Here is a 19,080-nt window from a genome sequence, read left to right as displayed (position 1 = left end):
CCGGCGGGGGCGCCGGTCTCAGCCGCCGAAGAGCTGCGTCCAGTACGTCCCTGCCGACCCGCCGCCCGCGAAGCCGACGCCGAGGTGGGTGAAGGAGGGCTTGAGGATGTTGGCCCGGTGACCGGGGCTGTTCATCCAGCCGTCCACCACCTCGGCGGGCGTGCGCTGCCCGCAGGCGATGTTCTCGCCGATCGCCCGGTGCGTGCTGCCCGCCGCCGACGCGCGGTGCCAGGGTTCGCCGCCGTCGGGCGAGGTGTGGGAGTAGTAGGCGCGGGCGACCATGTCCGCGCTGTGGCCCTGCGCCGCCACGGTCAGGAGCGGGTCGGGGGCGAGGGGGCGAAGACCGGCCGCCGTCCGCTCGGCGTTGGTGAGACGGAGCACGGCCGACGCCCACTCCGCGAGCCCCTGCGGGGTGAGAGGGGTGGCCCACAGCGCGGTCCAGTAGACGTCGCCGGAGCGCGCGTCGGTGGTGTGGGCCACGCCGACCTGCGTGTACGCGCGGCTGTGCACCGTACGCCGTGACTCCTCGCCGGAGAGGCAGTACTCCAGGAAGTCGGCGGGCGTGCGGGGTCCGGAGACGAGATGCTCGCCGATGGCCAGATAGGCGTACCCGCCCGCGACCACGCGCTGGTAGAGGGACGTGCCGTCCGCGTGCTCCGAGCTCAGCGTGGACCGCGCCGCCATCCCGGCGGCGTGCGCGCTCGCGGCGGCGGTCAGCCGGGCGTCGAGAGTGACCGGAGGCGCGCCCGCCGAAGCCCGTGCGGCGTTGATCAGCGGGAGGAATCCGTCGGGGTCGGGTGCGGCCGAAGGCCGGGGCATGGGCATGGGCGCACCGGCGGGCGCGGGTGCGTGTTGACCGGCAGCGGAGGGGGAGGGCTGCTGGGGCTGAGGGCTCTCGTCCTGCGCCACGTCCACCCCGAAGTCCCTCGCCACCCCCGCGAGCCCGTCCGCGTACCCCTGCCCGATCGCCCGCAGCTTCCACCCCGTGCCCCGCCGGTAGATCTCCGCGAGCAGCAGCACCGTCTCGCGGTCGGGGCGCGGCGGTGTGAAACGGGCCACGTGCCGGCCGCCGGGCCCGTGCACCTGCAGCGTGATGCCGGGAAGGCGGCCCAGGGGAGTGCCGGGCTCGGCGGGGCTGACGGCCACGGTGACGCGGCTCGCACCGGCACGCAGACGCCGCGAGTCGACCGTGACCGTGTCGCCCTGGAGCCGGGCGCCGGGCGCGGCGGGCTGGTTGTAGAAGACGAAGTCGCCGTCGCCCGCGACCTTCCCGCTGTCGCCGGTGACGATCACGGACAGGTCGAAGGGGCCGGACACCCGCAGGGTGACGGCACCGTCCGGCAGTGGCACGTTCCCTCCGGCAACCAGCTCATTCATGCCAGGACAACGCGAGAGCGGCACTCCGAGGTTCCCGGCGGAGCAGGGCCGGGATGGCCCAGAACCGGAGGCGGGTCCGCGCCGCGGGAGGAGGGTATTAGCGTGGGGGCCACGGGAAAGCACAATTCACCGACAGGATCCGAGGTGCCCGGCAGATGGCAAGCCGCAGCGAGAGCCGTACCCAGCTCGTAGAGGGACTCATGGAGCGGTTCCCGCAGGTGCCGCGAGAGGCGGTGATCAAAGAAGACCTGCTCAGGGGTGGCATGGCCTTCGACGAGTCCGCGCTCAGCGACAACGAGGGCGGTGAGATCAAGCCGAAGTCGTACTTCATCTTCTCCTTCGACCACAGCACGCTGCCCGAGCTCGGCGCCGCCGCCCTGCGCCGCCCGCCCGAGGAGATCGTCCTCACCGGCGGCCCCTACGACCTGCGCCGCACGGTCGTCTCGGTCCGCGTGAACCCCTCGTCGCCCTACCGCGTGGCCGCCGACGACAACGGCGTGCTCGGCCTGTACCTGGACGGCGCCCGGATCTCCGACGTGGGCCTGCCGCCGATGCCGGACTACTACCGGCACACCCTGGAGAACGGCAAGTCCGTCATGGAGGTGGCGCCCACCATCCAGTGGGGCTACCTGATCTACCTGACGGTCTTCCGGGTCTGCCAGTACTTCGGCGCCAAGGAGGAGTGCGGGTACTGCGACATCAACCACAACTGGCGCCAGCAGAAGGCGGCGGGCCGCCCCTACACGGGCGTGAAGCCGATGGACGAGGTCCTCGAAGCCCTCGCGATCATCGACAAGTACGACACCGCTAAGTCCTCCACCGCGTACACGCTCACCGGTGGCGCCATCACCTCGAAGCTCCAGGGCAAGGACGAGGCCGACTTCTACGGGCAGTACGCGAAGGCCATCGAGGAGCGCTTCCCCGGCCGCTGGATCGGCAAGGTCGTCGCGCAGGCGCTGCCCAAGGCGGACGTACAGCGCTTCCACGACTACGGCGTACGGATCTACCACCCCAACTACGAGGTGTGGGACCCGTACCTGTTCGAGCGCTACTGCCCCGGCAAGGAGCGCTACGTCGGCCGCGACGAGTGGCACCGCCGCATCCTGGACTCCGCCGATGTCTTCGGGCCGCGCAACGTCATCCCGAACTTCGTGGCGGGCGTGGAGATGGCGGAGCCCTTCGGGTTCAAGACGGTCGGTGAGGCCATCGACTCCACCGTCGAGGGGCTGCAGTACTTCATGTCGCGCGGCATCACGCCCCGCTTCACCACGTGGTGCCCGGAGCCGACGACTCCGCTGGGCAAGGCGAACCCGCTGGGCGCGCCCCTTGAGTACCACGTCCGTCTCCTGGAGGCGTACCGCGCGACGATGGAGTCCAACGGCCTTTCGTCGCCGCCCGGATACGGTCCCGCGGGCCCGGGGCGCGCCGTGTTCTCCGTCTCCTCCTTCATGGACAGCCTGGCCCCCGAGGCGGCCGCCCCCGAGGACCAGGTGTCCGGGACCGGAGTCCCCGAGAAGGCCTAGGCGACGGGAAGACCTAGACGACCAGGTTGCCGTCCGGGGTGCGCCGCGCGAGGCGCCCGGTGCGGAAGTAGCCGTCGGCGGTGAAGGAACGTGCGTCGTGGTCGGGTGCCCGGTAGTAGCCGCGCGGGGTGTACGGGCCCCGCGCGAGCAGCTCGCCGGGCTCCCCGTCGGGCACGTCCTCGCCGTCGGCGTCGACCAGGCGTATCTCGTCGTCGGGCGACAGCGGGCGGCCCTGCGTGGTGAGCACGCTCTCGTCCGGATCGGCGGGCCGGGTGAGCGTGAGCGGCCCCTCGGCCATGGCGAACACCTGCTGCGGGCGGCAGCCCAATTCAGGGCCCACGCGCGCGGCGGTCGCCGGGTCCAGGGGCGCGCCGCCGAGCTGCACGAGACGCAGACTGCTCACGTCGGCCTCGGCCTCGGCCGAGGCAAGCGCGTCGAGCCAGAGCCGGGCGACGGCGGGCACCAGCGACGTGACGGTGACCCGCTCCCGTCCGATGGCCGAAAGGCACGGGGCGGGCTCCGCGTTCTCGACCAGGACGACGGTGCCGCCGACGGAGAGGGTCCCGACGATGCCGGGGCAGCCGAAGGTGAGGTTCGACCCGGCGGGGTGCGCGGCCAGATAGACGTCGTCCTCGGTGAGCGACACCAGCTCGGCCGCGGCCCGCACCTGGTAGGCGTAGTCGTCATGGGTGCGCGGAACGAGCCGGGGCGCACCGACGGCACCGACGGCATCGCAGGAGGGCAGGAGGAACGCCACCTGGCCGGCGCTCTGCGCGAGCGCGGGACCGGGCGGCGAGTCGACGGAGCCCAGCGGGAAGTAGTGACACCCCGACGGGTCGGTCGTCATGCCGCCGTACGGGGATGAGGTGCCCGGCGCCTCAAAGGTGAACACCCGCCGCAGGAAGGGCCCTTGGGCGGCGATGCCGGCGGCCATCGCCGTGTGGTCGAAGCCCTGGTAGGTCGAGGGGCCGACGTAGCCGACGGCCTGGGCGACCCGCGCGATGTGGGACACCTCGGGGGCGCGGTGCGAGACCGGGCAGGTCACGGGGATCGCGCCGACGCGCATCAGCGCGAACACGGTGACGACGAACTCGGGAACGTTCGGCAGCTGGACGACGACCCGCTGTCCTGGCCTCAGACCGCGCAGCCGGAACCCGGCGGCCATCCGGTCCACGCGCCGGTTCAGGTTCGCGTACGTGATGCGGGTGCCCTCGTGCACCAGCGCCGTACGCGGCCCGTACTGCAGGGCCCAGCCGCGCAGCAGGTTGTCCAGCGTGATGCCGCGCCAGTGCCCGGCCGACCGGTATCGGTCGACGAACTCCGGGGGCCAGGGCGTGCAGCCGTCGAGCATGGAGGTCATGCGGCTGGTCGCGTCCCCTCTCGCTCTCGACTTTCGACTTTCGACGCCGGGGAGCAACCCCGCTGTCCTGACCTTGGCAATCCAAGTCCGTCGACACCCGCGCGCACCATGTGCTTTTCGAACCACGAACGCTGAAGTCCCTCGGCGGAAGGTCCAATGAGGTGCACAGGAGCGCGCCGCCCGCTTTACCCGAGTGAGCGGTTTGGTGAATGATCGATCAAATGACCACCCCGCCCCTGCCCCTCGGAGGAAACGTGCCGCAGAACCCCGTCACAGTCGTCACCGGCGGCAGCCGCGGCATCGGCGCGGCCATCTGCGTCCGCCTCGCCAAGGAGGGCCACCACATCGCCCTCGGCTATCACTCCGACGCCGATGCCGCCGAGAAGGTGGCCGCGGAAGTCCGAGCGACGAGCGCGGGAGGAGCAGAGGCAGACGCGGGCGCCCGCTGCGTCACCGTCCGGATGGACACCGCCGACGAGGCGGACGTCGACCGCCTCTTCGAGACCGCCGCCGCTGATCTTGGCCCGGTCACGGGGCTCGTGAACAACGCCGGGATCGGCGCCCCGGTGGGGCCGCTCGCGCAGGCCGACGCCGCCGCCATGCGGCGCGCGCTCGACGTGAACGTACTCGGCTACCTCCTCTGCGCCCGCCGCGCGATCCGCGACATGACCCGGACCGGCGCCGGTGGCGGCATCGTGAACATCTCCTCCGCGGCGGCGACCCTCGGCGCCCCGGGCGAGTACGTCCATTACGCCGCTGCCAAGGGTGCCGTCGACACGATGACCGTCGGCCTGTCGAAGGAGGTCGCCGCCGACGGCATCCGCGTCAACGCCGTCGCGCCCGGCGTGATCTGGACCGAGTTCCACGCCGACCCCGAGCGCCCGGCGAAGCTCGCCGCGGGGATCCCCCTGGGGCGCTCCGGTCAGCCCGACGAGATCGCGGCGGCCGTCTCCTGGCTGCTCTCGGGCGAGGCGTCGTACACGTCAGGGACGATCCTGCGCGTGGCGGGCGGAAGGTGAGCCAACCGGCCCGCGTGCCTGCCGCAGTCCCTACCCTTGGCGCATGATCACCGAATCCGCCCGCATCACCCCGGACGTCGTCATGCGCCCCGCCACGCTGGAGGACGCGGGCGGTCTCGCCCGCGCCCGCCTGCGCAGCCGCGCGCACCTGGGGCCGTGGGAACCCGCCCGGCCCGAGGACTACTTCACGACGCAGGCGCAGGCCGCCCGGCTCCGTGTCCAGTTGGAGGACTGCAGGGCCGGGCGTGCGGCGCCCTGGGTGCTCGACCGTGAGGGGGACATCGTCGGCTCGGTCACCCTGACCGGCATCGTCCTCGGCCCCTGGCGCAGCGGAAACCTCGGTTACTGGATCGACGTGGACCACGTCGGCCGCGGCCTCGCCACCGCGGCCGTCCTGCGGGCCTGCGCCGCCGCCGACACCGAACTCGGCCTGCACCGCGTCGAGGCGGGCACGCTCCTCGACAACGTGCCCTCGCAGCGGGTCCTCACCAAGTGCGGCTTCGAGGAGTTCGGTGTCGCGCCGGAGTTCCTGCACATCAACGGCGCCTGGCGCGACCACCGACTCTTCCAGCGGATCCTCAACGACCGTCTCCCATAAGGCGGTTCGCTAATTCCACAAGGCGGTTCGCCAGAGGATCCCGCTCGTCGCCTAGATGATGTCCTCCGCGATCTCCGCCTGCTCCCGCTCGTTCCCGTACGCCGACGGCGTGCTGTAGGAGCCCTTCGCCACGAACCACCAGATGGTGGCGAGGGTGAGCACCACGACGAGCGCGATGGCCGCGTAGTTCATCGAGTCGACCGTCACCGGCGAGACCTGGGGCAGGCAGAACAGGATCGTCACGAAGACCACCCAGACCACCGCTATCCAGCCGATGGGCTTGCTCCAGCGGCCCAGGTGCCACGGGCCCTTCTCGAAGCGGTCGCCCGCCCGCAGGCGCAGGTAGATCGGGATGGCGTACGCGGGCGTGATCCCGATGACGTTGATGGCGGTCACGGCCGTGTACGCGGTCGTCGAGTACAGGGACGGCAGGGCGATGACCGCGGCCAGACCGACCGAGAGCCAGACGCCGGGCACCGGCACCTGGGTCCGGGAGCTGACCTTGCGCCATATCTTCGATCCGGGCAGCGCGTTGTCGCGGCTGAAGGCGAACACCATGCGGCTGGCCGCGGCGGTCTCGGCGTTGCCGCAGAACAGCTGCGCCACGATCACGATGAGCAGCAGCGCCGTCGCCCCGGACTCGCCGATCGCGTCGATCATGATCTGCGCGGGCGGCACGCCGGTGTCGGTGTTCACCGTGCCCGCGTAGTCCTGGATCGCGAACGTCAGCCCTGCGAGCAGGATGAAACCGGCGATCCACGACGCCCAGATGGCACGCACGATGCCGCGCGCCGCGGACACCGAGGCGTTGGAGGTCTCCTCCGACAGGTGCGCGGAAGCGTCGTATCCGCAGAAGGTGTACTGCGCGAGGAGCAGACCGATCGCCGTGACGTAGAGCGGGTTGTCCCAGCCGGTGTTGTTGACGAACTCACCGAAGACGAATCCCGGGGACTGGTGGTGGTCCGGCACGATCGCGAGGACGCCCACGATCACTGCGACACCGGCCACGTGCCACCACACGCTGATCGAGTTGAGCAGACTCACCAGGCGTACGTTGAACAGGTTGAGCACGGCGTGCAGGAGCAGGATGCCGAGGAAGATCAGGAAGGTCTTCTCCGGCGTCGGCGTGAAGCCGAACTTCAGGTTCAGGAACGCCCCGGAGAAGAGCGCGGCGCCGTAGTCGATGCCCGCTATCGCGCCGAGCAGACCGAGCAGGTTCAACCAGCCCGTGTACCAGCCCCAGCGCCGCCCACCGAGCCGGTCGGCCATGTAATAGAGGGCTCCCGACGTCGGGTACGCGCTGGTGACCTCGGCGAGCGCCATGCCCACGCAGAGCACGAAGAGACCGACGCCCGCCCAGCCCCAGAGCATCACGGCAGGGCCGCCCGTGCCGAGGCCGAAGCCGTACAGGGTCATGCAGCCGGAGAGGATGGAGATGACGGAGAAGCTGATGGCGAAGTTGCCGAAGCCGCCCATCCGGCGCGCGAGGACCGGCTGGTAGCCGAGCTCCCTGAGCCTCTGTTCCTCGTCGGGCAGCGGGTCTGTGGTCGATGCGGTGCTCGACCAGGTGGTGCGGGACACGGATGTACCTCCGGTGGGGAGCGGTGGTTCGGGGAGCGGGTGGTGCTGAGCGAAAGGCCGTTGCCGGGGGGTGGCAGGGGGCCTCAGCCCGGATCGCGTAAGGCGGTCATACAGCGCGTACGCGCCTGCATGAACATCTCGGCCGCCGCGTCCGTGTCACCGGGTGAGCGCGTGCGGTACGTCCACGGCGCCACGGTGTAGAAGGGGTCAAGGACGTCGAACACTCTTGCCGCGTCCTGGAAGTGATGCGCGCCCCACAGCGCGTGGGCCAGGTGGCTGAGGTCGAGGAGCGAGGTCGACGCGGGCGGCGCGTGCTCGAACCACAGGTGCAGCGCGCGCAGGGCGGAGCGGGTCGCGTCCTCCCCTATCCAGTGCAGGTCGAGGGCGTTCTCGCTGCCGCCGTCCTTGCGGTACCGCTCGACGCGTACATAAAGGGGCAACAGGTGCAGCGACGAGCCCGCGTGCGCCGAACCGGACGCCCAGTGGGCGAAGTTGACCGCCTCGGTGAGCGGACCTCCGGGGCGGCGCGCGTACGCGAACTGCAGCATCCGGTGGTAGGCCTCACGGTTGCCCGGGTCGCGCTTGTCGGCCTCGGCGAGGAGATGCCAGGGCCCGGGGAAGAGCATCGGCTCGGGGGCCGGCACCCGGTGCTCGTCCCAGCGCTGCCCCTTGTCGAGCTGGGCGAGGGCGAGCAGGCAGACCCACGGCACGGGATCCTCGGGTGAGGCGTCCATCGCGGCGCCGCACGCCGCTGCCGCCTCGCGCCACAGCTCGTTGGTCTGGCGGTGCCCGGCGCGATGGGCGCGCAGGGTCCGCTCGACAAGGACCCTGCTGTGCAGAACGGATGCCGCGGCGCTGTGCGGCTCCTCGGTCAGCCAGGCCCTGACCACGTCGGAACCGGCGACGGCGGCCGCCAGGATCTGGGTGCGTTGCGTCCACAGGCCCCAGTCGGGCGTGGAGTCGAGAAGGGTGCGCGTCGACACCCAGCGACCCGTCCTGAGGTCCTGGAGCACGGCGCGCAACTGTTCGTCGTGGCCCGCCGGGTGATACACGGGGCGGCCTGACGGAGTGGGCATGAATCCTCTGTGGGGGAGGAGGGCGGAGGGCAGAGCGTGTGTGAACTGGCCTATGACGAAATGATGTTGTTCGGCGGTCAGTGTAGATCTGGAACTTCCGTTCTCAGGGCGGTTCGTGGATCTTTTGAGTTTGAATTGAGGTCAACTCGGCGCGCCGGTTGGCATTTTCCGAAAAGTCGGGGGATGGGCTCGCCCCCGGAAGGGGTGCGGAACCCCCTGGGAAGGGGGCTCTTGACGCCTTCCCGGCAGCTGTAGCAGGCTTCCGCGGTGATCACGAATGGCAGCGGACCGCGCGGCGAGGCAGTCCTCGCCATCGACCAAGGCACCTCCGGCACGAAGGCTCTCGTCCTCTGCCCGGACCGCGGAGTGATCGGCTCCGGCGCCGCGCCCGTACGCCCGCGCCACCTCCCGGGCGGCCTGGTGGAGGTCGATCCGGCGGCCCTGTACGACTCGGTGGTCGACGCGGGACGCCGCGCCCTGGCCGACGCGGGAGAGCCGGTCGCCGCGGTCGGCCTCGCCAACCAGGGCGAGACGGTGCTCGCCTGGGACCCCGCTTCGGGCCGCCCGCTGACCGAGGCGATCGTGTGGCAGGACCGCCGCGCGGAACCGCTCTGCACGGAACTCAGTCCTTACGCCGCCGAGTTGCAGCACTTGACGGGCCTCCCGCTCGACCCCTACTTCGCCGCGCCCAAGATGGCGTGGATACGCCGCCACCTCACGCGCGAAGGCGTCGTCACCACCAGCGACGCATGGCTGGTCCACCGGCTCACCGGTGAGTTCGTCACCGACGCGGCGACCGCCGGACGCACCCAGCTCCTCGACCTGGACGACGTCACATGGTCACCGCGCGCCCTTGACGTCTTCGGCCTCGCCGACGAGCGGCTGCCGCGTGTCGTCGACGCGGCGGGCCCGGTCGGCACCACGAAGGCCTTCGGCCCCGAGCTGCCGCTGACCGGCCTCCTCGTCGACCAGCAGGCCGCGCTGCTCGCCCAGGACGTGACCGAGCCGGGCAGCGCCAAGTGCACCTACGGAACAGGCGCGTTCCTGCTCGCCCAGACCGGCACCCGGCCGCGCCGGGGTGATTCAGGCCTGGTCAGCTGTGTCGCCTGGCGCTTCGCGGGGGAGAGCAGCTACTGCCTGGACGGGCAGGTCTACACCGCCGCCTCCGCCGTCCGCTGGCTCACGGACCTCGGCGTCATCGAAGGGGCGCCGGACCTCGACCTGGTGGGTTCGTCCGTGCCCGACACGGGCGGCGTCACGTTCGTCCCGGCGCTCGCCGGGCTCGCGGCGCCCTGGTGGCGCGGCGATCTGCGCGGCTCGATCACCGGCCTCGGCCTCGACACGTCCCCCGGCCATCTGGTCCGTGCCCTGTGCGAGGGCATCGCGGCCCAGGTCGCGTCCCTGGCCGACGCCGTGGCCGCCGATCTGGGCGAGCCCCTGACGAGCCTGCGCGTCGACGGAGGCCTGACCCGCTCGGCCCTCCTGATGCAGACCCAGGCCGACCTGCTCCAGATCCCCGTCGAGGTATCGGCGCTGCCCGATGTCACCGCCCTCGGCGTGGGCGTCGTCGCGCGCATGGGACTCGACCCGAAACTCACGGTGCGCGACGCGGTCCCACGGTGGCGGCCCACCACCGTCTACGAACCGAAGATCGACGCGACACAGGCCGCCGAGCGCATCGGCGGCTTCCGCTCGGCCGTGGACGCCCTCCTCGACCGTGCGCCCGTACCGTCGTCATGACCGTCACCACCAAGGGCCCGCTGCCCTCCGAGCCCTATGACGTGACCGTGGTGGGAGCCGGGGTCGTCGGCTCCGCCATCGCCCGCGAACTGGCGGGACACCACCACCTCCGGGTCGCCCTCGTCGAAGCCTCCAGCGACGTCGGTGACGGCACGTCGAAGGCCAACACCGCCATCCTGCACACCGGTTTCGACGCCGTACCCGGCTCCCTCGAGGCCCGTCTCGTACGCGAGGGCCGACGCCTGCTCGCCGCGTACGCGGAAGAGTCCGGCATCCCGGTGGAGCCGGTCGGAGCCCTGCTCGTGGCCTGGGACGAGGAGCAACTCGCGGCGCTGCCCGCCCTGCTGGACAAGGCGGAACGCAACGAGTACGACGAAGCCCGCATCATCGGCGCCGCCGAGGTCAGATCACGCGAACCACACCTGGGCGAGGGCGCGTTGGGCGCACTTGTCGTCCCGGGCGAGTCCCTCATCTGCCCCTGGACGACGACACTCGCGTACGCCACCCAAGCCGTGCGCGAGGGAGTGGACCTGCACCTCAACTGCAAGGTCGGCGATGTGGATTCCGCGCCGTCACCGGACGGCTCCGCCGACTGCCACGAACTGACCACGCCCCGAGGTGTCGTACGCACCCGCTACCTCATCAACGCGGCGGGTCTGCACGCCGACGCGCTCGACCGGCGGCTCCTTGGACGCGGCGAGTTCACGGTGACCCCGCGCAGGGGCCAGCTCATCGTCTTCGACAAACTCGCCCGCGACCTGGTCCGCCACATTCTCCTGCCGGTGCCGACAGCGCTGGGAAAGGGCGTGCTTGTGGCTCCGACCATCTACGGAAACGTCCTTCTGGGCCCCACCGCGGAGGAGTTGGACGACAAGGGGGCGACGGACACGACGGAGGACGGCCTCGCCGGACTGCGCACCAAGGGCCGACGCATCCTGCCCGCACTGCTTGACGAGGAGGTCACCGCGGTCTACGCCGGGCTGCGGGCGGCCACCGAGCACGACGACTACCAGATCCACAGCTCACCCGAGGAGCGGTACATCACCGTCGGCGGCATCCGGTCCACGGGCCTCACCGCGTCGATGGCGATCGCGGAGTACGTCGTCGGCCTGCTCGCCGATGACGCGGGCCCCGACCTCGACCTGACGGTGGCCGGAAACCTGGACCCCGTGAGCATGCCCAACCTCGGAGAGGCCTTCCCCCGCCCCTACCAGCGCGCCGACCTCATCGCGACCGACCCCGCGTACGGCAGCATCATCTGCCACTGCGAGCGCGTGACCCGCGGGGAGATCAGGGACGCCCTCATCAGTACGGTCCCGCCCGGGTCGCTCGACGGACTGCGGCGACGGACACGGGCGCGGGGCGGGCGCTGTCAGGGGTTCTACTGCGGGGCCGCGGTACGTGAACTCTTCGAAGGCTGGGGCGAGTCGGGGGCGGAGCGATGAGGCGGCAGCGGAGTGTGGACGTACTCGTCGTCGGCGCGGGCCCCGCGGGACTCGCCGCGGCCACCCGCCTCGCGACGTCGGGCGCGGGCACGGTGGAGGTACTCGAGAGGGAGGCGCGGGCCGGCGGAGTGCCGCGCCACTGCGACCACCGTGGATTCGGGCGCTGGGGCGTGACGGGACCGCAGTACGCGGAACGCCTCGTCGAGGCCGCCCTGGGCGCCGGAGCGGCGGTACGGACCGGGGTGACCGCCACCGGATGGGCCGGGTCGCTCGCGGTGGACACGACGGGACCGCACGGCCTGGAGCGGATCACCGCGCGCGCCGTGGTCCTGGCCACGGGCGCGCGGGAAAGGCCACGGACGGCACGGCTCGTGCCGGGGACGCGCCCGGCGGGCGTGTTCACCACCGGTGAGCTGCAGCAGGCGGTCCACATCTACGGGCAGGAGATCGGGACCCGGGCGGTCGTCGTGGGGGCGGAGCCGGTGAGCTACGAGGCGCTGGCCACGCTGCGGCGCGCGGGAGTGGAGGTCGCCGCACTCGTCACGGAGGAGGCGCGGGCGCAGGTGGGCCGGGCGCGGGCCGCGGCGGCTCGGCTCGGTCCCGCGCGGGTGCCGCTGGTGACCGAGGCGGTCGTGACCGAACTCCTGGGACGTGGCCGCCTTTCGGGGGTGCGGCTGCGGCGCCCGGACGGGCGGGAGAGGTCCCTTGACTGCGACACGGTGGTGTTCACCGGTGACTTCGTCCCCGACCACGAGCTGGCTCGGCGCGGGGGCGTGCTCCTGGACCCCGGGACGCGGGGCCCCGCGGTGGACGGTTCGTTCCGCACGGACTCGCCGGGCGTCTTCGCGGTGGGCAGCGGAGTGCACGCGGTGGAGCCCGCGCGGGTGGCGGCGGGGGAGGGGGCGCGGGTCGCGGATGCGGTGCGGGGCTATCTGGAGGGTGCGCGATGGCCTTCCGGCGGCGTGCCTGTGGTGGCGGACGCCCCGCTGAGGTGGGTGGCGCCGAACCGGCTCGTGCCGGACGTTCAGGGGAGCCGCTTCGTCCTGCGGACGGCGGAGGCAGTGCGCTGTCCCGCCCTGGTGGTCACGCAGGACGGGCGGAACCTGCACCGCCAACGAGTGCTGCGGAGGGTGCTGCCCAACCAGGGGCTGTACCTCTCCGGGGGCTGGGTGGGGAAGGTGGATGCGGAGGGGGGAGCGGTACGGGTCGCTCTCTCTAGCCCGTCCGGCGTTTGAGGACGAACGCGGCGAAGCCGGTGATGACGGTGCGCGCAAGGTGCTGGGCCCCCGCGCCGAGCGGCCGCGGCGGAGCCGCAAATGTCACAGCCGGGAAGGGGCGGGGTCGGGGGAAAAGACCACCCTTCCCCCCAGCGCGAGCGCCCCGTACACTCCAAAACTAGCAGTGCTAATTAACGCTAGGCCGTCACGCGAGACCCACAGCCGCTGACCGCAAACGATCCGGAGCCGTATCGTGCGCCCAGTCCACTTCGCCGCAGCCCGCCGCACCCCCATCGGCAAACTCCGCGGGACCCTCTCCTCCGTCCGCCCGGACGACCTCGCCGCCACAGTCGTACGCGGCCTCCTCGCGGGCACCCCCGAGCTGGACCCCGCCCGTATCGACGACATCTACTGGGGAGCCGCCAACCAGGCGGGCGAGGACAACCGCAACGTGGCCCGGATGGCCGCCCTCCTCGCCGGACTCCCGGAATCCGTGCCGGGCGCCACCGTGAACCGGCTCTGCGCCTCCGGCATGGAAGCCGTCACCGCCGCTGCCCGCACCATCGCGTCCGGCGAAGCGGACATCGTCCTCGCGGGCGGCTCCGAGTCGATGAGCCGCGCCCCCTTCGTCCTGCCCCGCCCCGACGAAGCGCTGCCGCACAAGATGGAGACCGTCGACACTCGCCTCGGATGGCGCCTCGTGAACCCCGCGATGAAGGACCTGCACGGCGTCCTCGCCATGGGGGAGACCGCCGAGGAAGTGGCGCAGCGCTACGGCGTCTCCCGCGAGCGCCAGGACACCTTCGCCCTCCGCAGCCACCAACGCGCCACCGAGGCACGCAAGAACGGCCACTTCGACGACGAGATCCTCCCCGTCACACGGCCCGACAGCACCCTCGTCGAGCTCGACGAGTGCGTCCGCGAGGACACCTCGTACGAGAAGCTCAGCAGCCTGCGCCCCGTCTTCCGCAAGGACGGCACCGTCACCGCGGGCAACGCCTCGCCGATGAACGACGGCGCGGCCGGACTCCTCCTCGTCAGCGAGGAAGCCCTGATCGAGCTCGGTCTCGAATCCCTCGGGCGGTACGTCGCCGGCGCCTCCGCCGGTGTGCACCCGGACGTCATGGGCATCGGACCCGTCCCCGCCACCCAGAAGGCGCTGACCCGCGTCGGCTGGTCCATCGGCGACCTTCAGGAGGCCGAGTTCAACGAGGCGTTCGCGGCCCAGGCCCTCGCCTGCGTCGATGCCCTCGGCATCGACCCCGAGCTGGTGAACCCGACCGGCGGCGCCATCGCGCTCGGCCACCCCCTCGGCTGCTCGGGCGCCCGCATCCTGACCACGCTGCTTCACCGCATGCGCCGCACCGGCGCGGCTCGCGGGCTCGCCACGATGTGCGTGGGCGTCGGCCAAGGCAGCGCGCTGCTGGTCGAGCGCGGCTGACCGCGTCCGGCTGCCCCCCGGCTTAACTCCGTACTACCGCACCACTGCACCACTGCACCACTGCACCACCGCACCACCGCACCACCGCAAGGAAACGGAGCACCACTCATGGCCACGCTGTCCCTCGCCGCGATCCTCGCCGAGCCCGCCCGTCGCCGACCGGACCGCACCGCCCTGGTCGAGGGCGAACTGCGGCTCACCTTCCGGGAGCTGTGGCAGCAGGCCCGTGCGCAGGCGGCGGCGCTCGTGGGGCTCGGGGTCGGGCCGGGGGACAAGGTGGCCCTGATGGCGCCCAACACCGCCGAGTTCCCGCGCGCCTACTACGCGATTCTCGCCGCGGGCGGCGTCGTCGTCCCCGTACACCTCCTCCTCTCCGCCGAAGAGGTCGAGCACGTCCTGCGGGACAGCGGCGCCACCCTGCTCCTGTGCCACCCCGCGCAGGCCGAGACGGGCAAGGCCGCTGCCGCCGCCACCGGCGTACGGATGCTGACCCTCGGCGTGAGCGGCGAACTGGAGACTCTGGCGAGCGCGGCCGAGCCACTCCCCGGCTACGTCACGCGCGAGGCCGACGACCCCGCTGTCGTCTTTTACACCAGCGGCACCACGGGCGTCCCCAAGGGCGCCGTGCTCAGCCACCTCAACCTGGTGATGAACGCGACGGTCTGCGCCTTCGACGCCCACGACGTGCGCGGCGACGACATCGCCCTCGGCGCGCTCCCGCTCTTCCACGCGTTCGGCCAGACCGTCTCCATGAACGCCACCTGGCGCGCGGGCGCGACGCTCGTACTGCTGCCGCGTTTCGACGCGACGCGGGCCGTCGAGCTGATGGCGGCGGAGCGCGTCAACACCTTCCACGGGGTGCCGACGATGTACGTGAACCTCGTGACGGCCGCCGCCGAGACCCCGGCCCCCGGGCTGCCCACGCTGCGGCTCGCGGTCTCCGGCGGCGCCTCGCTGCCCGTCGCCGTGATGGAGCGTTTCGAGGAGGCCTTCGGCGTACCGGTCTACGAGGGGTACGGGCTCTCCGAGACCTCGCCCACAGCCTCCGCGAACCAGCCCGTCTTCGGCACCAGGGCGGGCAGCATCGGCCACCCGCTGTGGGGCGTGGACGTGGAGATAGCCCGAGCCGAGGTGGAGGACCGCATCGAGCTGCTGCCCACGGGGGAGCTCGGCGAGGTCGTGGTCCGTGGCCACAACGTCTTCTCCGGCTACCTGGGACGCCCGGAGGCGACCGCCGAGGCCGTCGTCGACGGCTGGTTCCGCACGGGGGACCTCGGCACCAAGGACGCCGACGGGTTCCTGGCCATCGTCGACCGCAAGAAGGACGTCATCATCCGCGGTGGCTTCAACGTCTACCCGCGCGAGGTCGAGGAGGTCCTCATGCGCCACCCGGACGTCGCGCACGTCGCCGTGATCGGCCTGCCCGACGACGTGCACGGCGAGGAGATCTGCGCCGTCGTGGTCGCGGCACCCGGCTCCGCGCCCGACGCCGCGCAGATCACGGACTGGTCCAAGGAGCACTTGGGCCGCCACAAGTACCCGCGCCGCGTGGAGTTCACCGGCGAGCTGCCGCTGGGCCCCAGCATGAAGATCCTCAAGCGGGAACTGCGCGTCACGTACAGCGGGGCTCACGCCGGTGGTCGTCCCGGGCGTCCAGGATGTGACCGCCCCTGACGGGCCGGAGATAGTTGGGCCTAGCATCTGTTCCTGGCATGGACATATCTCTCGATGTATCTCTCGGCGTATCTCTCGGCGTATCTCTCTGGGAATTCGCCGCGCTCGCCGCGGCCGCGGTGCTCGTCGGCTTCTCGAAGACCGCCGTCAGTGGGGCCAACACGGTCAGCCTCGCCGTCTTCGCCGCGGTCCTGCCGGCCCGCGAATCGACCGGAGTCCTGCTGCCCATCCTCATCGCGGGCGACGTACTGGCCGTCCTCACCTACCGCAGACACGCCCACTGGCCCACCTTGTGGCGCCTGTTCCCCGCCGTCGCGGGTGGCGTGGTGGTGGGCACGGTCTTCTTGATGTGGGCAGATGACGCCGCCGTCCGTACGTCGATAGGGGCGATCCTCCTGCTGATGGCGGCGGTCACGCTGTGGCGCCGCCGGACCCCCGCCGCGGAGGAGCCGGAACCCTCGCCACTCTCGCGCGGCGCCCGCCTGAAGGCCCCCTCCTACGGCGTGCTCGGCGGCTTCACCACCATGGTCGCCAACGCGGGCGGCCCGGTGATGTCGATGTATCTACTCTCCGCGGGATTCAGGAAGCTCAGCTTCCTGGGGACATCGGCGTGGTTCTTCCTCATCGTCAACACCTCCAAGGTGCCGTTCAGCGTGGGCCTGGGCCTGATCGACGCGCACTCGCTGCTGCTCGACGCGGCGCTCGTGCTCTTCGTCGTGCCGGGCGCCCTCATCGGCAAGGCGGCCGTGCACCGCATCAATCAACGTCTCTTCGAGCAGCTGGTGATCGGAGCCACGGTGCTCGGCGGCCTCCAGCTGCTCCTGCGCTGACGGCGGGACGCGCCAGGCCCAGGACTAGGCCCAGGCCTTGCTCACGAGGCCCAGGCCTAGGCCTTGCTCAACGGGACCTGCTGCACCGCCGGAACCGGCTGCCGCGCCTCGGGGGCAAGCCCGTGCTCCAGATCCTCCACGAGAAGCCGCTTCGCGATCGCGTCGACCGCCTTGACGAGGTCCTGGTCGGCAGGACGGCCGCTGTCCTTCTCCACCTGCTCGCCCAGCCACTTCGCCCACGCCTTGCCGATCACGTCGGCCTCGCGTTCACCCGCGGGGGTGTGCGAGAAGAGCAGGCCGGAGCGGGTGAGGAAGCCCTCCTCGACCATCCGGTTGAAGACCGGCACCAGTACTTCGGAGGGCAGCTGGCGCCGGGCCGCGATGAGCCCCAGACTCGCGTGACCGACCATCCGGTCGAAGAGCGAGACCTGCATGACGGCCCACGCTCCCGCGATGTCGAGCCGGGTGTCGGAATCGCGGATGACACGGCGCGCGGTGTCCATACCGGTACTGCGGATGATGTTGCCGACCGCCAGCTCGAGCACCCGGTCCGGGTTGCCGCCCGACGTCGGTGACGCGAAACCCTCGCCCATGTCCGATGAGCTCATCCGCGCGCTGTCCCGCAGCTGTACCTGCTTGAGGAAGAGAGCCACCACGAACCCGAGCAGCGCCACGGGGACCGTCCACAGGAACACGGTGTGCAGCGTGTCGGCGTACGCCTTGATGACGGGCGCGGCCGCTTCGGCGGGAAGACTGTGCAGCCCTTGCGGACTCTGTGCGGCCTTGGCCACGACAGCGGGATCCGAGCCCCCGGCCTCGGCCGCCGCGGCGACCCCGTCCGCCAGATTCGGCTTCAGCGTATTGGCGTAGATGGTGCCGAACACGGCGGTGCCGAAGGAGCTGCCGAGCGTACGGAAGAAGGTGACTCCGGAGGTCGCGGTCCCCAGGTCGGAGTAAACGACGGTGTTCTGCACGGCGATCGTCAGAACCTGCATGCAGAGCCCGATACCGGTACCGAGGACGAACATGTAAAGCGACTCGAGCCAGGTACTGGTCTCAGCGCCCATAAGGGAGAGCAGATAAAGCCCGAGCGCCATCACCAGAGCACCCACGATGGGAAAGATCCGATACGTCCCGGTCTTGCTCACCACGTTGCCGCTGAAGATGGACGCGATGAGCAGCCCGATCACCATGGGCAGCGTCCGCACGCCCGAGATGGTGGCCGAGTCCCCGTCCACGTACTGCAGATAGGTCGGCAGGAACGTCATGGCGCCGAGCATCGCGAAGCCCACGATGAAGCTGAGGATCGAGCAGACCGTGAAGACGGGATTGGCGAAGAGCCGCATCGGAAGCATCGGTTCGGCGGCCCGCGTCTCGACCACACAGAACAGCGCGAGCGCGAGCGCGCCGCCGACGAACAGCGCGATGATGGTGCCAGAACCCCACGCGTACTGGTTGCCGCCCCAACTCGTCGCCAGAATCAGCGCGCTCGCGCCGATCGCGACGAACGCGATGCCGAGATAGTCGATGACGGGCCGCACCGCGGACTTCACGACGGGGATGTTCCGGGCCGCGGCGATCACCACGACGATCGCGATGGGCACGTTGACGTAGAAGGCCCAGCGCCAGGTCAGATGGTCGGTGAAGAGCCCGCCGAGAAGCGGCCCGATGACGGTGGCGACGCCGAACACGGCGCCGATAGCACCCTGGTACTTGCCGCGCTCGCGCAGCGGGATGACATCGGCGATCAACGCCATCGAGGTCACCATCAGACCGCCCGCGCCGATGCCCTGAAGGGCGCGCCAGGCGATGAGCAACGTCATGTTGGTCGACAGGCCGCACAGGAACGAGCCGGTGATGAAGACGACGGCCGAGACCTGGAAGACGATCTTCCGCCCGAAAAGATCACCGAACTTCCCCACGAGCACCGTGGCGACGGTCTCCGCGAGCAGATACGACGTCACGACCCACGACATGTGCTCGGCGCCGCCCAGATCCGCCACGATCGTGGGCAGCGCGGTGCCCACGATGGTCTGGTCGAGGGCGGCGAGCAGCATCCCGAGCATGATCGTCACGAAGACGATGTTGCGGCGGCGCTTGTCCAGGACGGGCGGCCCCTGAGCTGGGGCCTCGGCGGCGGGCTCGGCGGTGGTGGTCACACGGTCACCCTCACACCGCGCGGGGGCCAGTGCATGCGGG

14 protein-coding genes are annotated in these 19,080 nt (G+C 71.2%); 9 read left to right on the top strand and 5 right to left on the bottom strand.

The window, feature by feature from the left end; genetic code table 11:
* Positions 1 to 18: 18 nt before the first annotated feature.
* Entirely contained in the window at positions 19 to 1,377 is a 1,359-nt protein-coding gene (locus ACWFRJ_RS31000) for a CAP domain-containing protein (RefSeq protein ID WP_453538175.1), read from the bottom strand.
* 155 nt (positions 1,378 to 1,532) lie between these two features.
* Between ACWFRJ_RS31000 and ACWFRJ_RS30995 the strand changes: the two genes are divergently transcribed.
* Positions 1,533 to 2,900, top strand: coding sequence for a radical SAM protein (locus ACWFRJ_RS30995; protein ID WP_453538172.1), 1,368 nt, complete (start codon positions 1,533 to 1,535; stop codon positions 2,898 to 2,900).
* Positions 2,901 to 2,913: 13 nt separating this feature from the next.
* On the opposite strand, the gene ACWFRJ_RS30990 is transcribed toward ACWFRJ_RS30995, so the two are convergent.
* On the bottom strand, positions 2,914 to 4,260 hold the full coding sequence (locus tag ACWFRJ_RS30990; protein WP_453538169.1) for a (2,3-dihydroxybenzoyl)adenylate synthase: 1,347 nt from the start codon (positions 4,258 to 4,260) through the stop codon (positions 2,914 to 2,916).
* 221 nt (positions 4,261 to 4,481) lie between these two features.
* Between ACWFRJ_RS30990 and ACWFRJ_RS30985 the strand changes: the two genes are divergently transcribed.
* Both ACWFRJ_RS30985 and ACWFRJ_RS30980 read left to right on the top strand, forming a co-directional pair.
* The gene (locus ACWFRJ_RS30985) at positions 4,482 to 5,279 is read left to right on the top strand and encodes an SDR family oxidoreductase (protein ID WP_453538166.1); all 798 of its coding nucleotides are present in this window, start codon (positions 4,482 to 4,484) and stop codon (positions 5,277 to 5,279) included.
* A 43-nt stretch (positions 5,280 to 5,322) separates the two neighbouring features.
* Entirely contained in the window at positions 5,323 to 5,877 is a 555-nt protein-coding gene (locus tag ACWFRJ_RS30980; protein ID WP_453538164.1) for a GNAT family N-acetyltransferase, read from the top strand.
* A gap of 51 nt (positions 5,878 to 5,928) precedes the next feature.
* Here the strand turns inward: ACWFRJ_RS30980 and ACWFRJ_RS30975 are convergent, their stop codons facing one another.
* Both ACWFRJ_RS30975 and ACWFRJ_RS30970 read right to left on the bottom strand, forming a co-directional pair.
* Positions 5,929 to 7,458 (bottom strand): amino acid permease, encoded by a 1,530-nt coding sequence (locus tag ACWFRJ_RS30975; RefSeq protein WP_453538161.1) that lies wholly within the window; start codon positions 7,456 to 7,458, stop codon positions 5,929 to 5,931.
* Positions 7,459 to 7,541: 83 nt separating this feature from the next.
* Positions 7,542 to 8,534, bottom strand: coding sequence for a hypothetical protein (locus ACWFRJ_RS30970; RefSeq protein WP_453538158.1), 993 nt, complete (start codon positions 8,532 to 8,534; stop codon positions 7,542 to 7,544).
* A gap of 267 nt (positions 8,535 to 8,801) precedes the next feature.
* Between ACWFRJ_RS30970 and ACWFRJ_RS30965 the strand changes: the two genes are divergently transcribed.
* The 6 genes from ACWFRJ_RS30965 to ACWFRJ_RS30940 all read left to right on the top strand — a co-directional run bounded on the left by ACWFRJ_RS30965 (position 8,802) and on the right by ACWFRJ_RS30940 (position 16,881).
* The gene (locus ACWFRJ_RS30965) at positions 8,802 to 10,274 is read left to right on the top strand and encodes an FGGY family carbohydrate kinase (RefSeq protein WP_453538155.1); all 1,473 of its coding nucleotides are present in this window, start codon (positions 8,802 to 8,804) and stop codon (positions 10,272 to 10,274) included.
* Positions 10,271 to 11,719 (top strand): FAD-dependent oxidoreductase, encoded by a 1,449-nt coding sequence (locus ACWFRJ_RS30960; RefSeq protein WP_453538152.1) that lies wholly within the window; start codon positions 10,271 to 10,273, stop codon positions 11,717 to 11,719. The genes ACWFRJ_RS30965 and ACWFRJ_RS30960 overlap by 4 nt, the downstream gene beginning before the upstream one ends.
* Positions 11,716 to 12,954, top strand: a complete 1,239-nt coding sequence (locus tag ACWFRJ_RS30955; protein ID WP_453538149.1) for an NAD(P)/FAD-dependent oxidoreductase — start codon at positions 11,716 to 11,718, stop codon at positions 12,952 to 12,954. The genes ACWFRJ_RS30960 and ACWFRJ_RS30955 overlap by 4 nt, the downstream gene beginning before the upstream one ends.
* A gap of 235 nt (positions 12,955 to 13,189) precedes the next feature.
* Positions 13,190 to 14,377, top strand: a complete 1,188-nt coding sequence (locus tag ACWFRJ_RS30950; protein ID WP_453538146.1) for a thiolase family protein — start codon at positions 13,190 to 13,192, stop codon at positions 14,375 to 14,377.
* Between the two features lie 108 nt (positions 14,378 to 14,485).
* Positions 14,486 to 16,051 carry a long-chain-fatty-acid--CoA ligase gene (locus ACWFRJ_RS30945; RefSeq protein WP_453538143.1) on the top strand — a complete coding sequence of 522 codons (1,566 nt, stop codon included), beginning with the start codon at positions 14,486 to 14,488 and terminating at the stop codon, positions 16,049 to 16,051.
* Between the two features lie 38 nt (positions 16,052 to 16,089).
* On the top strand, positions 16,090 to 16,881 hold the full coding sequence (locus tag ACWFRJ_RS30940; RefSeq protein ID WP_453538140.1) for a sulfite exporter TauE/SafE family protein: 792 nt from the start codon (positions 16,090 to 16,092) through the stop codon (positions 16,879 to 16,881).
* 56 nt (positions 16,882 to 16,937) lie between these two features.
* Here the strand turns inward: ACWFRJ_RS30940 and ACWFRJ_RS30935 are convergent, their stop codons facing one another.
* Positions 16,938 to 19,040: an MDR family MFS transporter gene (locus ACWFRJ_RS30935; RefSeq protein WP_453538137.1), complete on the bottom strand. Its 2,103-nt coding sequence runs from the start codon at positions 19,038 to 19,040 to the stop codon at positions 16,938 to 16,940.
* Positions 19,041 to 19,080: the final 40 nt, after the last annotated feature.

The sequence above is a fragment of the Streptomyces sp. NPDC055239 genome (genome assembly GCF_053606205.1).
Note: the sequence above shows the minus strand (reverse complement) of the source record. Positions and strands in the feature narration are given on the sequence as shown.